The sequence below is a fragment of the Azospirillum sp. BE72 genome (assembly GCF_031455875.1).
Classification (GTDB): domain Bacteria; phylum Pseudomonadota; class Alphaproteobacteria; order Azospirillales; family Azospirillaceae; genus Azospirillum.
Genome location: NZ_JAVDTO010000005.1, coordinates 58,812 through 73,633, shown reverse-complemented (window position 1 = coordinate 73,633; position 14,822 = coordinate 58,812). Strand labels below are relative to the sequence as shown.

The 14,822-nt window shown below is 66.7% G+C and carries 12 protein-coding genes; 1 reads left to right on the top strand and 11 read right to left on the bottom strand.

Annotated elements, in window-relative coordinates; translation table 11 throughout:
• From J2Y49_RS16685 to J2Y49_RS16655, 7 genes are all read right to left on the bottom strand, one after another.
• Nucleotides 1-1,428, bottom strand: coding sequence for an MmgE/PrpD family protein (locus J2Y49_RS16685; RefSeq protein WP_310115985.1), 1,428 nt, complete (start codon nucleotides 1,426-1,428; stop codon nucleotides 1-3).
• Between the two features lie 27 nt (nucleotides 1,429-1,455).
• A complete protein-coding gene (locus J2Y49_RS16680) occupies nucleotides 1,456-2,169 on the bottom strand; it encodes an ABC transporter ATP-binding protein (protein ID WP_310115984.1) in 714 nt (237 codons plus the stop codon).
• Nucleotides 2,162-2,908: an ABC transporter ATP-binding protein gene (locus J2Y49_RS16675; protein WP_310115983.1), complete on the bottom strand. Its 747-nt coding sequence runs from the start codon at nucleotides 2,906-2,908 to the stop codon at nucleotides 2,162-2,164. Before J2Y49_RS16675 ends, J2Y49_RS16680 begins: the two co-directional genes overlap by 8 nt.
• The gene (locus J2Y49_RS16670) at nucleotides 2,895-3,893 is read right to left on the bottom strand and encodes a branched-chain amino acid ABC transporter permease (RefSeq protein WP_310115982.1); all 999 of its coding nucleotides are present in this window, start codon (nucleotides 3,891-3,893) and stop codon (nucleotides 2,895-2,897) included. The genes J2Y49_RS16675 and J2Y49_RS16670 overlap by 14 nt, the downstream gene beginning before the upstream one ends.
• Nucleotides 3,890-4,762: a branched-chain amino acid ABC transporter permease gene (locus tag J2Y49_RS16665; protein WP_310115981.1), complete on the bottom strand. Its 873-nt coding sequence runs from the start codon at nucleotides 4,760-4,762 to the stop codon at nucleotides 3,890-3,892. Before J2Y49_RS16665 ends, J2Y49_RS16670 begins: the two co-directional genes overlap by 4 nt.
• A gap of 109 nt (nucleotides 4,763-4,871) precedes the next feature.
• Complete coding sequence (locus J2Y49_RS16660; protein WP_310115980.1) at nucleotides 4,872-6,116, bottom strand: ABC transporter substrate-binding protein; 1,245 nt, start codon at nucleotides 6,114-6,116, stop codon at nucleotides 4,872-4,874.
• A gap of 5 nt (nucleotides 6,117-6,121) precedes the next feature.
• Nucleotides 6,122-6,991 carry a GntR family transcriptional regulator gene (locus J2Y49_RS16655; protein ID WP_310115979.1) on the bottom strand — a complete coding sequence of 290 codons (870 nt, stop codon included), beginning with the start codon at nucleotides 6,989-6,991 and terminating at the stop codon, nucleotides 6,122-6,124.
• 488 nt (nucleotides 6,992-7,479) lie between these two features.
• On the opposite strand from J2Y49_RS16655, the gene J2Y49_RS16650 reads away from it, so the two are divergent.
• Nucleotides 7,480-9,171, top strand: coding sequence for a methyl-accepting chemotaxis protein (locus tag J2Y49_RS16650; protein ID WP_310115978.1), 1,692 nt, complete (start codon nucleotides 7,480-7,482; stop codon nucleotides 9,169-9,171).
• 60 nt (nucleotides 9,172-9,231) lie between these two features.
• Here the strand turns inward: J2Y49_RS16650 and J2Y49_RS16645 are convergent, their stop codons facing one another.
• The 4 genes from J2Y49_RS16645 to J2Y49_RS16630 all read right to left on the bottom strand — a co-directional run bounded on the left by J2Y49_RS16645 (nucleotide 9,232) and on the right by J2Y49_RS16630 (nucleotide 14,659).
• Nucleotides 9,232-10,854 carry an ABC-F family ATP-binding cassette domain-containing protein gene (locus J2Y49_RS16645; protein ID WP_310115977.1) on the bottom strand — a complete coding sequence of 541 codons (1,623 nt, stop codon included), beginning with the start codon at nucleotides 10,852-10,854 and terminating at the stop codon, nucleotides 9,232-9,234.
• 84 nt (nucleotides 10,855-10,938) lie between these two features.
• Nucleotides 10,939-11,184 carry a hypothetical protein gene (locus J2Y49_RS16640; RefSeq protein ID WP_310115976.1) on the bottom strand — a complete coding sequence of 82 codons (246 nt, stop codon included), beginning with the start codon at nucleotides 11,182-11,184 and terminating at the stop codon, nucleotides 10,939-10,941.
• 68 nt (nucleotides 11,185-11,252) lie between these two features.
• Nucleotides 11,253-13,952, bottom strand: a complete 2,700-nt coding sequence (adhE, locus tag J2Y49_RS16635; RefSeq protein WP_310115975.1) for a bifunctional acetaldehyde-CoA/alcohol dehydrogenase — start codon at nucleotides 13,950-13,952, stop codon at nucleotides 11,253-11,255.
• Between the two features lie 470 nt (nucleotides 13,953-14,422).
• Nucleotides 14,423-14,659 (bottom strand): hypothetical protein, encoded by a 237-nt coding sequence (locus J2Y49_RS16630; RefSeq protein WP_310115974.1) that lies wholly within the window; start codon nucleotides 14,657-14,659, stop codon nucleotides 14,423-14,425.
• Between the last annotated feature and the right edge of the window lie 163 nt (nucleotides 14,660-14,822).

Here is a 14,822-nt window from a genome sequence, read left to right as displayed (position 1 = left end):
TCAAGCGCTCCCCCCGGCGGCGGCAGGCGCCGACAGAAGCCGGGTCAGGGTTGAAAGATCGGCCGCGCGATCGATGGTCTTGACGCAATCGGCAATGGCGGCGGCATGAGGGGCGCCCCAGACCGGAACGGCGAGTTCGGCAAACTTCTCGCGCACCTCGTCGGGGCTGTAGGGATCCTCGGTGTCGCCCTTGTTGGTCAGCGCCTCCGCCGCGAAGCTGCGGCCGTCGGCGAGCGTCAGGCGGACGCGGGCCGGGCGCAGGCCGGGAAGCCGGGCGGTCAGCTCCGTGTCCTCGCGCACCGTCACCCGGCGGGCGAGATCGCGGGTCGCAGTCGCCTGCCGGGCGTCTTCGCGGAAGGCATCGGGCGTCGCCGCCCCATTGGCGAGAAAGGTCGCCAGCGCGAAGGGCAGCGAGAATTTCGCCGCCAGCATGTTCTTCGGCTCCGGCCCGTTCAGCTGGGCGGCCCAGACATAGGTGTCGACTTCGATGGAGGCGACCTGTTCCGGGGCGATCCGCCCGCCGGCCTGTGCGACGATGTCGCCCAGCGCATCCAGCGCGCCGTGGGTGTAGCGGCAGGCGGCGTGGCGCTTGAAATAGTTGCGGGCGATCTCCCAGCGTTCGCCCAACTCGTCGACCATCAGCTCCGGCCGGAAATCGCGGGCGATGACGCCGCCGAACACGCTGCCCACCCCGTCGGTCTCGCCGACAAAGCCGCTGGCCGCCAGATCCCAGGCGGTCAGGCCCAGCTGGTTCGACACGCCGGCATAGGCGTTGCGCACGGTGCCGCCCTCCAGCATCGTCCGCCGGCTGGTGGCGAGGCCGAGGGTGGAGGCGATGTTGATCGTCTCGATCATTGCCGCCGCATCGGCCCGGTTCAGATGCGCCACCGCCAGCGCCGCCCCCGCCGTGCCCCAGGTGCCGTGCGGATGGGTGGTGACCAGCAGCTTGGCGGCGATGCCGATGCGCGAGCCGATCTCGTAACCCAGCGCCAGCGCGGTCAGCAGGTCGGCGCCGGAGGATTTCAGCCGCGGACCGGCGGCGAGTGCGGCCGGCAGCACATGGATGCCCGGATGGCCGCGTGCATACTGGTTGCCCTCGTCCAGCTCCAGCATGGTGCCGGCGACGCCGTTCAGGAAGGCGGCCGAACCGGCGGCGAAGCCGCGCCCTGCACCGATGGCCGGGCAGTCTCCGCTCCCGGCGGTCTCGGCCATGCGGCCCGCCAGCGCGCGGCATTCCGGTTCCTGCATGCCGGCGGCGATCACGCCGATGCAGTCGAGCAGCACCAGCTTCGCCCGCTCCACCACCGGGGCCGGCAGCTCGGCGAAGGTCAGGCCGGCGGCGAAGGCGCCCCAGCGGTCGAGCCAGGACGGGCGGGCGGCGGCGAGCAGCTCGCTCGCCGGCTTCACGTCGAAGGACAGGCTTGTCATGTCACCGCTCCCAGGCGGACGGCCCCTCTAAAGGCCGAGATAGGTGCGTTTCAATTCGGGGTCGCGCGCGATCTCGTCGGACGGTCCCGACAGCGCGAAGACGCCGTTTTCAAGGATGTAGGCTCGGCGGGCGACTTCCAGCGACTGGACGACGTTCTGCTCCACCAGCAGGATCGCCAGCCCGTCGGCGTTCAGCTTGCGGATCAGCCCGAACATCTCCTCCACCACCAGGGGCGAGAGGCCGAGCGACGGCTCGTCGAGGATCAGCAGACGCGGCTCCGCCATCATGCCGCGGCCGATGGCCAGCATCTGCTGCTCGCCGCCCGACAGGGTGCCGGCGAACTGCGCCTCGCGCTCCTTCAGCCGGGGGAATGTCGCGAAGATGCGGTCCAGGTTCCGCGCCCGGTTGGGCTTGCCGCGGCGGTAGCTGCCGAGTTCCAGATTCTCGCGGATCGACAGGTTGGGGAAGATCTTACGGCCTTCCGGCACCTGGATCAGCCCCTCCTCCACGATGCGGGCGGCGGACTTGCCGTCGATGCGGGTGCCGCCGAAGCGGATCTCGCCGGTCCAGGGCGGCAGCACGCCCGACAGCACCTTGTTCAGCGTCGTCTTGCCGACGCCGTTGGAGCCCAGCACGGTGACGATCTCGCCGCCATGCACCGCCATGTCGATGCCGCGCAGCACCTCGGTCGCGCCATAGCCTGTCTTCAGGCCGCGGATCTCCAGAAGCTGCTCAGCCATGGGCCGCCCCCTCCGCCTTCAGCCGGGCGGCGGCGCCGTGGCCGAGATAAGCCTCGATCACGCGGGCGTCGGCGCAGACGGCGGCGGGCGGCCCCTCGGCGATCATGCGGCCCTGGGCCAGCACATAGACGCGCTCGCACAGGTTCATCACCGCCTGCATGACGTGTTCGATCATCAGGATCGTCACCCCTTCGTCGCGGATGCCCCGGATCACCGGGATGATGTCGCGGATCTCCGACGGGTTCAGGCCGGCCAGCACCTCGTCCAGCAGCAGCAGCTTGGGTTCGGTGGCGAGCGCGCGGGCCAGTTCCAGCCGCTTGCGCCCGGCCACCGTCAGCCCGCCGGCCGGCCGGTCCAGCTCCGGCCCCAGCCCGACCCGGCGCGCCACCTCGCGCGCCTTGGCGATGGCGTCGGCCCGCTTGGCATGGCGCAGATAGGCGCCGACCGCGATGTTCTCGCACACCGTCAAACCGGCGAAGGGCTGGACGATCTGGAAGGTGCGGCCGATGCCGCGCTCCGCCCGGCGGTGCGGCTCCTCGGCGGTGATGTCGGTGCCCTCGAAGCGGATGCGGCCGTCGGTGGGGGCGATGAAGCCGGAGATCATCGAGAACAGCGTGGTCTTGCCCGCACCGTTCGGACCGATCAGCCCAATGATGCCGCCGGGCTCCAGCGACAGCGTCGCGCTGTCCACCGCCATCAGCCCGCCGAACCGCTTGGAAACGCCGTCAACGGCCAGCATGGGAAACCTCCTTGGTGCCGCGCGCCACCATCCCCCGGCCGCGGTCGCGCAGCCGCTCCAGCAGGCCCAGGATGCCGCCGCGGGCGAAGGCCACGGCCAGCACCAGCACGCCGCCGAAGACGATCAGGTCGATGCCGGGAATGCGGCCGGCGAACTGCTTGGCGACCTCGCCCAGCCCGTGCAGGGTAAGCGCCCCCACCACCGGGCCGAAGACGGTGCCGACGCCGCCGATGATCGGGGCCAGCAGCAGCTCCACCGAAATCCAGCTGCCATAGGCGATGTTGGCGTCGATGTAGAGGAAGTATTGGGCATAGAGGCAGCCGGACAGTGCCGTCACGCCGCCCGACAGGGCGATGGCGCGCAGCTTCACCTTGAGGGAATCCACGCCCAGCGCCTTGGCCGCATCCTCGTTCTCGCGCACCGCCACCAGCTGCGCCCCGAAGCGGGAGCGCTGGATCCAACGGGTCAGCAGCAGCGTCGCCGCGACGAAGGCCAGAACCAGCCAGTAGAGGACGGCGCGGTCGTCGAATTGCAGGTTGGCCGGGCGCACGTCCAGCTTGATCAGCAGGCCCGCCGCACCGCCGGTGAAGGAGGCGGCGTTGGCGAGGATGCGAAACACCTCGGCGAAGGCCAGCGTCACCAGCGCGAAGTAGGAGCCGCGCAGGCCTGACCGGAAGCTGAGGAAACCGATGGTCCAGCCGACCACCCCACCGGCCGCCGTCGCCAGCACCAGTCCGGCCCAGGCGTTGACGCCGTAGCGCAGCTGCAGGATCGCCGTCACATAGGCGCCGGTGCCGAAGAAGGCGGCATGGCCGAAGCTGAACTGGCCGCCGAAACCGCCCAGGATGTTCCAGCCCTGCGCGCCCAGCGACACGATCAGCGTGAAGACCAGGAAGTTCAGCACCGTGCTGGACGTCACCACCAGCGGCAGCAGGGCGGCCAGGATGGTCAGGACGGCGATCGGGATCAGGTCGCGCGCGGTCATGCCTTGGCTCCGAACAGTCCGGTCGGCCGCACCAGCAGCACGGCGATGAAGATCAGGAAGATGCCGATCTGGCCCAGGCTGTCGCCCAGGAACAGGCCGCACAGGCTCTCCACCACGCCGATGAACAGGCCGCCCAGCAGCGCGCCGGGAATGGAGCCCATGCCGCCCAGCACCACCACGGTGAAGGCGACCAGTACGAAGGCGCCGCCGATGCGCGGGTTGACGTAGAAGGTCGGCATCAGCAGCCCCGCCGCCACGGCAAGACAGGCGCAGCCCAGGCCGAAGGTGACTGCATAGATGTGCGGCACGTCGATGCCGACCAGATTGGCGCCCAGCTTTTCCTTGGCGACGGCGCGGATCGCCTTGCCGGTGTCGGTGCGGTTCAGCACCAGCCACAACAGCCCGGTCACCACCACCGCCATCCCCAGCCCGATCACCCGCGGGTAGGAGAGGAGCAGCGGCCCCAGCGCCACCACCTGGAAGGAATAGTCGGTGTCGAGCGTGCGGGTGTCCGACTGGAACAGCGCCAGCAGCACATTCTCCAGCACGATGGACAGGCCCAGAGTAACCAGCAGGATGTTGCCGTCGTCGCCATGGCTGGCCGGCCCGACGACGAAGCGCTGCAGGCCGTAGCCGAGCGCGAACATCAGCGGCACCAGCGGCAGGATGACCAGATAGGGGTCGATCCCCAGCCCGGCCCAGGCGCCCCAGACCGCGAACATCGCGCAGGTCAGCAGCGCGCCATGGGCGAAGTTGATGATGTGGAGCACGCCGTAGATCAGCGTCAGGCCGAGTGCGATCAGCGCATAGACCGCACCGGTCATCAGACCGTTCAGCGCCGCTTCCAGGATGATCTGAGGTGAATACATGGCAGCCCGCGCATGAGAGGAATGACCCCCTCGCCCGTCCGGGCGGCCGGTTCGCGGCCAAGCCCGGACGGGCGAGGGGACTGCGGAGGTGCGACGGCGAAAAAAGGGATCAGGCCGCCGGGAAGTTGGCCTTCGCCTCGGCGAACGCTTCGGGGAAGATCACCTTGATGTCGCTGCCCTGGATCTGGGTGTTGATCGGGGTGGCGCCCTCGTTCTGGCCGTTCACGAACTTCGTCGGGCCGTAGGGCATGATGTGGCCGGCGAAGCTGGAGGCGTTCAGCGCCTCGATGATCTTCTTGCGGTCGGTGGAGGCGGCGCGCTCGATGGCATCGGCCAGCAGCAGCAGGTTCGAATAGTTTAGCGGCACATTGTAGGCGAAGGATTTGCCCTGGTCCTCCACCGCCTTGCGCAGAGCCAGCGCCTTGGGATTCTTCGGATCGTGCCAGTGGTTGCAGTCGATGACGTTCTGGGCCGCCTGCGGGAATTCCTTGACGAAGCGTCCGTTCGACGCCGCGCCGCCCAGGATCGCATAGACGCCCTTCGGCTTGATGCGCTGCTGCTGCATCGTGCGGGCGAGCAGCACGAACTCGCCGTAGTAGTTCGACGGGATCACCAGATCCGGGTTCAGCGAGCGGATGCGCAGAGCGACATTGGACATGTCGCGCGCCGGCGTCGGGTGGGCGATGGTCTCCAGAATCTCGAAGCCGCGCTTGGGCAGTTCCGTCTGCAGCAGCTTGGCGAGGCCGGAGCCGAACAGCCCGTCCTCATGCACCAGCACGACGGTCTTGGCCGGCTTGCCCGCCCGCTCGTTGATGGCGGTCAGGTTGTCGAGCGCCACCTGCGTGACCTTGCCGAAGCCGGGGCTGAAGCGGAAGGTGTTGGTCAGGCCGCGCGACATGATCTGGTCCGACACGCCGACATCGACCAGATAGGGCAGGTCGTAGCGCGCCGCCGCCTGCGAGGCGGCAAGGCAGATCGGGCTGGCGAAGCCGCCGACGATGGCCGACACGCCTTCGGCCTGCATCCGCTCGACTTCCTGCGTGCCGGCTTCGGGCATGGAGCGGGCGTCGCCGAACACCATCTCGATCCTGGCGCCGCCCAGCGACTTGATGCCGCCCGCGGCGTTGATCTCGTTGATCGCGATTTCGGCGCCCAGACGGCCGAGGTCGCCGTCATGGGCCAGCGCGCCGGTCACCGGCTGGAGGATGCCGATCTTCACCGCCGGTGTCTGCGCCCGCAGGATCGACGGGGCGGCCACCGGCAAGGCGGCGAAGGCCGCGGCTGCGGCACCGGCCTTCAGCACGGTGCGGCGGGAAATTCCGCAAGGCGCGGGGTCCTGAACCGAACGTCCCATAACGCTCAACTCCTCTGCTTGATGACCCGCGCTGCGCGGGTGGGCTTTTCGCCCGATTTACCTTTGTCGGTCTTGGTCTTGTCGGTTTTGCTTTTGTCGCTGCTGCGCGGCCGGCCCAATGCCGGGCTCCAGCGCCGCTCGCCGTCGTTGCCTGTGCGCACGAGGTCCATGTGGAAGCTGTAGCGGTCGGGCCGGTACTGTGCGTGCAGATGCTCGACGCCGCGGCCCGACGGTTCGTAGACGATGCGGGTCAGCGTCAGCAGTGGCGATCCGATCTCCAGATCCAGCGCCGCAGCGGCGTCCGGCCCGGCCAACGTGGCGTTGATCGCCTGCGTCGCCCGGTCGGTTTCCACGCCCGACCGCTCGATCAACTCCAGCAGCGGGCGCGCCGCCAGTTCGGCTTCCGAATAGGTCAGGCCGATCCATTCCGGCACATGGGTGGTCAGGTAGGAGAAGGGTTCCCCATCGATCAGGCGCACGCGCACCGACCGCTGGACCCGCTCCCCTGGCTGCAGCCCCAGGCTCGCGGCGATCGCTTCGGACGGCAGGACATAGCCGAAGGACAGCAGCCTCACGTCGGTGCTGCGCCCCATGTCGATCAGGTGCGACAGCACGTTGGACAGGTCGGCGACGATCGGGCGGACGGTGCGCGTATCGTGCACGAAGGTGCCGGAGCCGGGCTTGCGCTGCACCAGCCCTTCCTTTTCCAGCAGGTCGAGCGCACGGCGCACGGTAACCCGCGACACGGCATGTTCGGCCGCCAGCGCCGGCTCGCCCGGCAGGCGCGCGCCCGGCGGCAGTTCGCCGGCGACAATGCGGTCGCGCAGCAGCAGATAGATCCTGCGCGCCTTCAGGGGTTCGACCGCCGACTTCACAGTGCTCCGCCTCCCCCGTCGTTGGAAAAGTCCCTGGAACCCGCTTCCTGTCTCTTCATCAGACAGGAACCTGTATGATTCATAATACAGGTTTGGTCAACAGCGATGTTCGGGGTCTGAACGGTCCGTGGGACGAGCGGCAGAGGGATCGACCCGATTCCCGGCGCATGCGAGACGCCTGTGGAGTGAAGAAATTCGAGGCCAATGGTGGTTCGGTCGGGCGTGATGTTTAATAGGGTGTGACTATCGAGGTAATGAAATTGCGGATCGGTGCAACTTTGAGCCGACTGATACAAAGTCTCTTTTCGAGAGAAATAATATGCCGAAGTGGCCATTAATTAATTTCTGAATGCGTGGTTTGTGCATTCGAGAAGTGTCAGGGTTTCCCTCAGATAGCCCGTTCATCTCGCCATGATATCTCTTGAGTACTGAAGTAGGAGATTTCAGTCGCCGGCCCATGCATGGGCGCAGCAGGGAGGGAAATGCGAATGTCATGGGTCACTGACACCACCATCCGGACGAAGTCGCTGATCAGCTTCGCCTTGGTCATGCTGTTCACGCTCGTCCTCGGTGTTTTCTCCATCGAAAGGCTCTCCGAAGTAAACGATGAGGCAGCGGAGGTTCGGGACAATTGGCTGCCCAGTGTCAAATCCATCGGCGAATTGCGTGCGGCTTTCGATTTCTACCGGATTCTCGAAGGAGCCCATATCGCCTCCGAGACGCCCCAGGAATTGAAGGTCGAGGAAGACACGATGCAGGTCGTGCTGAACGATCTGGAGAAGGCAAAGCAGGCCTATGCCGCGCTCCTGACGCCGGGGTGGGAGACGGAGAACTACCGAAAATTCATCATGCTCTGGGACAGCTACCTGTCCATCAGCCAGCAGAAGCTTTTGCCGGCGTCACGCGCCAACCGGAACAGCGAGGCGGCGGTGCTGTATCGCGGCGACTCCCGTGTGGCCTACCGGTCTGCCAAGAAGCTGCTGGACGAACTGACGGAGTTCAACACCAGGAACGGAGCCGAGGCGGCGACCCGTGGCGAGCAGGTCTACCTGAGCAGCAGAACCCTCATCGTCGTTGCGCTCGGCGTCGTCATGGTGGTCTGCCTTGTCGCCGCCTGGATGATCATCGCCACGGTGTCGCGGCCGATCCAGGTCATCACCGGCACGATGGGCCGGCTTGCCGCCCGCGACCTGTCGACCGAGGTGACCGGCACCGGGCGGGGCGACGAACTGGGCGCGATGGCGCGGGCGGTCCAAGTGTTCAAGGACGGCTTGGTGCAGGCCGACCGGCTGGCGGCGGAACAGGCGGCGGAGCAGGCCGCCAAGCTGCGCCGGACCGAGCGGATCGAGCATCTGATCTCCGACTTCGACCGGGTTGCCGCCTCTGCGTTGCGCACCGTGTCGTCGGCTGCGTCGGAGTTGGACGCGACGGCCCAGAGCATGGTGGCGATGGCGCAGCAGACCAATTCCCAGGCCGGAGCCGTCGCTGCGGCGGCCGAGCAGACCAGCGCCAACGTGCAGACAGTCGCCACCGCGACGGAGGAGATGAGCAGTTCGATCCGCGAGATCAGCCAGCAGGTCACCAACTCCACCCGCATCGCCGGGCAGGCGGTGGAGGAGGCGTCGCGGACCAATGAGACGGTGCGCGGTCTGGCCGACGCCGCCCAGCGCATCGGCGACGTCGTGAACCTCATCACCAACATCGCCAGCCAGACCAACCTGCTGGCGTTGAACGCCACCATCGAGGCGGCCCGCGCCGGGGAGGCGGGAAAAGGCTTCGCCGTCGTCGCCGGGGAGGTGAAGTCGCTGGCCGCCCAGACCGCCAAGGCGACCGACGAGATAGCCAGCCAGATCGCCGGGATCCAGTCCGCGACGTCCGGCGCCGTCGCCGCCATCGGCGGGATCAGCGGCACCATCACCAGCATCAACGACATCTCGACCACCATCGCGGCGGCGATCGAAGAGCAGGGTGCGGCGACCAACGAAATCTCCCGCAGCGTGCAGCAGGCCGCGGTCGGGACGCAGGAGGTCTCCGTCAACATCACCCAGGTGACGCAGACCGCGGGCGAGACCGGCAGCGCCGCCGGTCAGGTCCAGTCGGCCGCAGGCGAGCTGGCCCGGCAGGCCGAAACCCTGCGCCGCGAGGTGGAGCAGTTCCTTGCGTCGATCAAGGCTGCGTAAATCAGGCGGGAGCGCCGCGCCGAAGACCGGCGCTCCCGATCCACCCCGGCCTCAGCCGGATCAGCTGTGCAGGCCCGGCGCTTCCTGTCCGGTGCTCGCCACATACTCGGTGTAGCCGCCGCCATACTGGTGGATCCCATCGGGCGTCAGCTCCAGCACGCGGTTGGACAGCGCGGCCAGGAAATGCCGGTCGTGCGAGACGAACAGCATGGTGCCCTCATACGCGCCCAGCGCCGCGATCAGCATCTGCTTGGTGTCGAGATCGAGGTGGTTGGTCGGTTCGTCGAGCACCAGGAAGTTCGGCGGGTTGAACAGCATGATCGCCATCACCAGCCGTGCCTTCTCGCCGCCCGACAGCACGCGGCACTTCTTCTCCACATCGTCGCCGGAAAAGCCGAAGCAGCCCGCCAGCGCCCGCAACGATCCCTGGCTCGCCTGCGGGAAATGCGCCTCCAACGATTCGAAGATGGTCTGGTCGCCGTCCAGCAGTTCCATGGCGTGCTGGGAGAAATAGCCCATCTTGACGCTGCCGCCGACGGTGACGGTGCCGGCATCGGGTTCGGTCGCGCCGGCGATCAGCTTCAGCAGCGTCGATTTGCCGGCGCCGTTGACGCCCATGACGCACCAGCGTTCCTTGCGGCGGATGGTCAGGTCGAATCCCTGGTAGATCGCCCGGCTGCCATAGCCTTTGTGCACGTTCTTCAGAACCGCGACGTCGTCGCCGGAGCGCGGAGCCGGCGGGAAGTCGAAGGTCACCACCTGACGGCGCTTGGGCGGCTCGAAGCGCTCGATCTTGTCCAGCTTCTTCACCCGGCTCTGCACCTGGGAGGCGTGCGAGGCGCGGGCCTTGAAGCGCTCGATGAACTTCAGTTCCTTCGCCAGCATGGCCTGCTGCCGTTCGAACTGCGCCTCCTGCTGCTTCTCCTTCAGCGCCCGCTGCTTTTCGTAGAAGGTGTAGTCGCCGGAATAGCTGGTCAGCGTTCCGCCGTCGATCTCGATGATCTTGGTGACGATCCGGTTCATGAACTCGCGGTCGTGCGAGGTCATCAGCAGGGCGCCCTCGTAGCCCTTCAGGAAGCCTTCCAGCCAGATCAGGCTTTCGATGTCCAGATGGTTGCTCGGCTCGTCCAGCAGCATGGCGTCGGGCCGCATCAGCAGGATGCGGGCGAGCGCCACGCGCATCTTCCAGCCGCCGGACAGGCCGCCGACATCGCCGTCCATCATCTCCTGGCTGAAGCTGAGGCCGGCCAGCACCTCGCGCGCCTTGCCCTCCAGTTCGTAACCGCCAAGCTCGTCGAAGCGCGCCTGCACCTCGCCGTAGCGCTCGATGATGGCGTCCATCTCGTCGGCGCGGTCCGGGTCGGCCATGGCCGCTTCCAGTTCCGCCAGTTCGGCCGCGACGACGCTGACCGGACCGGCGCCGTCCATGACCTCCGCCACCGCGCTGCGGCCGGACATCTCGCCGACATCCTGGTTGAAATAGCCGATGCTGACCTGCTTCTCGATGGCGACCTGCCCGGCGTCCGGCTGCTCCTCGCCGGTGATCATGCGGAACAGGGTCGTCTTGCCCGCACCGTTGGGACCGACGAGACCGATCTTCTCACCCCGGTTCAGTGCCGCAGAGGCCTCCAGGAAAAGAATGCGGTGACCATTCTGCTTGCTGACGTTATCGAAACGAATCATGTCCGGCTGAAATCCCGTGGCGTGGTTGGCCCCTTATGCCACAGGATGTGCGCCGCAACAGAGTCCTGATCGATGCAGGGACGGTCAGCAGTCGCCCAGAGACCGTTCGACCTCCGACACCAGGCGGTCGGCCAGCCGGATCGAGCGGTGCAGGTCGTCGGCGCTCATGCCCAGACCGGGATCCTCGACCACCGGGAAGCTCTCCGCCCGGTCGACGCCCATGGCGCGCGCGCAGACCAGCACCTCGTAGCTGCGGTTGTCTTCGTTGAACAGGCATTCGGTCTGGAAACCGCGGGCATCGGTTTCGGCCCACATGATCGCTTTGCTCATGGTCTTGTCCCTTGGATGAAATTGAAAAGGGCAGGGGGCTTGCGGCATGGCAGGCCCCCTGCCGCCTGTCATTTGGCGAGCGACGCTTCCTTGCGTGCGGCGTCCTTGCGCGCGGCGGTCTTCGTCTGGGCCTGGGCCTGGACGGGGGCGGCATCCTGGGCGGACGCCTCCGCATAGGCGCGTCCATAGTAGCTGTCGATGAGCAGCTGCCTGATCTCGGCGACCAGCGGATAGCGCGGGTTGGCGCCGGTGCACTGGTCGTCGAAGGCGGCCTCGGCAATCGCATCGACCCGCGCCAGGAACGCCGCCTCCGGCACCCCCGCCGCCTGGATCGAGGCCGGGATCTCCAAAGCCTGCTTCAGATCCTCGACCCAGCCGATCAGCTTCTCCACCCGCTCATGGTCGCGGCTGCCGCCCAGGTCCAGATGCCGGGCGATCTGCGCATAGCGCGCCACGCCCTTCGGCCGGTCATACTGGCTGAACGCCGTCTGCTTGGTCGGGATGTCCGCCGCGTTGTAGCGGATCACATTGGCGATCAGCAGCGCGTTGGCGATGCCGTGCGGAATGTGGAACTCCGCCCCCAGCTTGTGCGCCATCGAATGGCACACCCCCAGGAAGGCGTTGGCAAAGGCGATGCCGGCCAGCGTCGCCGCGTTGTGAACCAGTTCCCGCGCCTTCGGGTCCTTCGACCCGTTGCGGTAGGCGGACGGCAGGTTCTCCTTCAACAGCTTCAGCGCCTGCAGAGCCTGACCGTCGGTATACTCGTTCGCCACCACCGAGACATAGGCCTCCAGCGCGTGCGTCACCGCGTCGATGCCGCCTGCCGCGGTCAGCCCCTTGGGCATGTCCATGACGAGGTTGGCGTCGATGATCGCCAGCGTCGGCGTCAGTTCGTAGTCGGCGATAGGATACTTGGTCCCGGTGCGCTCGTCGGTCACCACGGCAAACGGCGTCACTTCCGATCCCGTGCCCGAGGTGGTCGGCACCGCCACCAGCTGCGCCTTCACGCCCAGCTTGGGGAAGGTGTAGATGCGCTTGCGGATGTCCATGAAGCGCAGCGCCAGATCCTCGAAGGCCACGTCGGGCGCCTCGTACATCACCCAGATGATCTTGGCCGCATCCATCGGCGAGCCGCCGCCCAGCGCCAGGATCACGTCGGGCTGGAAGGCGTTCGCCAGGGCCACGCCCTTGCGCACCACCGCCAGCGTCGGGTCGGCGCTGACCTCGAAGAAGGTCTCCACCTCCAGCCCCAGCGACTTCAGCACGCGGACGCTCTCGGCGACATGGCCGTTCTCGAACAGGAAGCGGTCGGTGACGATCAGGCAGCGCTTCTTGCCGCGCAGCTCCTCAAGCGCGAAGGGCAGGCAGCCCCGGCGGAAGTAGATCGACTTGGGCAGCTTGTGCCACAGCATGTTCTCCGCCCTCTTCGCCACCGTCTTCTTGTTGATCAGGTGCTGCGGACCGACATTTTCGGAGATCGAGTTGCCGCCCCACGAGCCGCAGCCCAGCGTCAGCGACGGGGCGAGGCGGAAGTTGTAGAGGTCGCCGATGCCGCCATGCGACGACGGCGTGTTGATCAGGATGCGGGCGGTCTTCATCTTGTCGCCGAAATGGCGGATGCGGTCGCTCTGCTGGTCCTGGTCGGTGTAGAGCGCCGAGGTGTGGCCGATGCCGCCGAGAGCCACCAGCGCGGCGGCCTTGTCGCAGGCCTCGGCGAAGTCCTTGGCGCGGTAGAGCGCCAGGGTGGGGGAGAGCTTCTCGTGGGCGAAGGGTTCGCTGTCGTCGACGTCCGAAACCTCGGCGATCAGCACCTTGGTGGCGTGCGGCACGGTCAGGCCGGCCATGGCGGCGATGGCATGGGCGGGCTGGCCGACGATGTCGGCATTGAGGTGGCCGTCAGTCAGCAGGACCTTGCGCACGGCATCGGCCTCGCGGGCCGAGAGGATGTAGCCGCCATGATGGGCGAAGCGGTCGCGCACCGCGTCATAGACGGCATCGACCACCACCGCCGACTGTTCGGACGCGCAGACCACGCCGTTGTCGAAGGTCTTGGACATCAGGATGGAGGCGACGGCACGCTTGATGTCGGCGAACTCGTCGATGACGGCAGGCGTGTTGCCGGCGCCGACGCCGATGGCGGGCTTGCCGGAGGAATAGGCGGCCTTGACCATGCCCGGCCCGCCGGTGGCGAGGATCAGGTTGATGTCGGGATGGTGCATGACGGCGTTGGAGAGCTCCAGCGAGGGCTCGTCGATCCAGCCGATGATGTCGTCGGGGGCGCCGGCCTCGACCGCGGCGGCGAGCACCAGGCGGGCGGCCTCGCAGGTCGATTTGCGGGCGCGGGGATGGGGGGAGAGGACCAGTCCGTTGCGGGTCTTCAGCGCGATCAGCGCCTTGAAGATGGCGGTGGAGGTCGGGTTGGTGGTGGGGACGATGCCGCAGATCAGGCCGACCGGCTCGGCGATGGTGAGGATGCCGGCGTCATGGTCTTCGGAGAGGACGCCGCAGGTCTTGTCGTCCTTGTACTTGTTGTAGATGTATTCGGCGGCGAAGTGGTTCTTGATGACCTTGTCCTCCATCACGCCCATGCCGGTCTCCGCCACCGCCATCTTGGCGAGCGGGATGCGGGCGTCGGCGGCGGCAAGCGCCGCGTTGCGGAAGATCAGGTCGACCTTCTCCTGCGGATACTCGGCGAAGCGCGCTTGCGCCGCCTTCACGCGCGAGATCAGGGCGTTCAGGTCGGAGAGGGATTGGACAGTCGTAACCATGATCGGGCGTCTCCCGTCGGGTGTCGCCATGCGGCCGGCAAACGGGCCCGGAACCCGCCATATCGCGGTTCCATGCGGTATGTAGGAAACCTACATCCTCTCTGATCGGTTCGCAAGAGTGGTCATACCACTTGCCATCATGATTGATATGGATCATTCATCAAGGCGCCTATTTCGGATGATAAAGAAATATTGCCGGAATAAGGCTGCAATCTACAATGTAGTTTAACTACACATAATATATGTTCGGTGGGATTTGCCGGAAAATGATTTTACTATTTAAAAAATGAAGAACATAAGAGTGTTTGCTAATTAGCAGGATTGGTTTGTTTTGGCGATATCCGTTCCGCGGCTGTTGAGGATGGGTGTGAAACAGCAGCGCCGGTCAGGATTTTCGAACGCCTGCGTCGAGGTCCGGCTTGCGACTGTGTCACGGGCGGGTCGTTGCCGCGGAGTGAGGCCGCCGGTCCTCAGCCGATCCGCTGGAGCGCCAGCCCCGTCGCAGCGATGCGGAACCCGCCGTCCGCCGTCTCCTCCACCGCCTCGCCGCCATCCAGGCGATAGCTCTTCCCGTCCGGCACCCAGCCGGCGGGGCCGCGGAAGGTGACCATCTGGATGTAGCTGGTGACTTCGACGACCGAATGGACGGTGCCATCCTCGGCCCGTGCCTCGAACCGGCCGGTCTCCATGTTCTGACGCAACGGCATCCGCCTGCTCCCTTCGCCCATCGCTGGCGGTCCATAGGGTGCCACGGCGACGGTGGGCCGGGGAAGCTCTTCAGCCATTAGTTTAATTTGTGTCTTCCGCGAGGAAACCTCGTTTGTTCGCGTGGCGCCGGGTTTCTATCGTCCGGCCATCGCAACGGCAAGG

Coding starts and splice junctions, on each gene's coding strand:
- J2Y49_RS16645 (WP_310115977.1), bottom strand. CDS start 10,854: ATGATTCGTTTCGATAACGTCAGCAAGCAGAATGGTCACCGCATTCTT.
- J2Y49_RS16640 (WP_310115976.1), bottom strand. CDS start 11,184: ATGAGCAAAGCGATCATGTGGGCCGAAACCGATGCCCGCGGTTTCCAG.
- J2Y49_RS16665 (WP_310115981.1), bottom strand. CDS start 4,762: ATGTATTCACCTCAGATCATCCTGGAAGCGGCGCTGAACGGTCTGATG.
- J2Y49_RS16670 (WP_310115982.1), bottom strand. CDS start 3,893: ATGACCGCGCGCGACCTGATCCCGATCGCCGTCCTGACCATCCTGGCC.
- J2Y49_RS16650 (WP_310115978.1), top strand. CDS start 7,480: ATGTCATGGGTCACTGACACCACCATCCGGACGAAGTCGCTGATCAGC.
- J2Y49_RS16680 (WP_310115984.1), bottom strand. CDS start 2,169: ATGGCTGAGCAGCTTCTGGAGATCCGCGGCCTGAAGACAGGCTATGGC.
- J2Y49_RS16630 (WP_310115974.1), bottom strand. CDS start 14,659: ATGCCGTTGCGTCAGAACATGGAGACCGGCCGGTTCGAGGCACGGGCC.
- adhE (WP_310115975.1), bottom strand. CDS start 13,952: ATGGTTACGACTGTCCAATCCCTCTCCGACCTGAACGCCCTGATCTCG.
- J2Y49_RS16660 (WP_310115980.1), bottom strand. CDS start 6,116: ATGGGACGTTCGGTTCAGGACCCCGCGCCTTGCGGAATTTCCCGCCGC.
- J2Y49_RS16685 (WP_310115985.1), bottom strand. CDS start 1,428: ATGACAAGCCTGTCCTTCGACGTGAAGCCGGCGAGCGAGCTGCTCGCC.
- J2Y49_RS16675 (WP_310115983.1), bottom strand. CDS start 2,908: ATGCTGGCCGTTGACGGCGTTTCCAAGCGGTTCGGCGGGCTGATGGCG.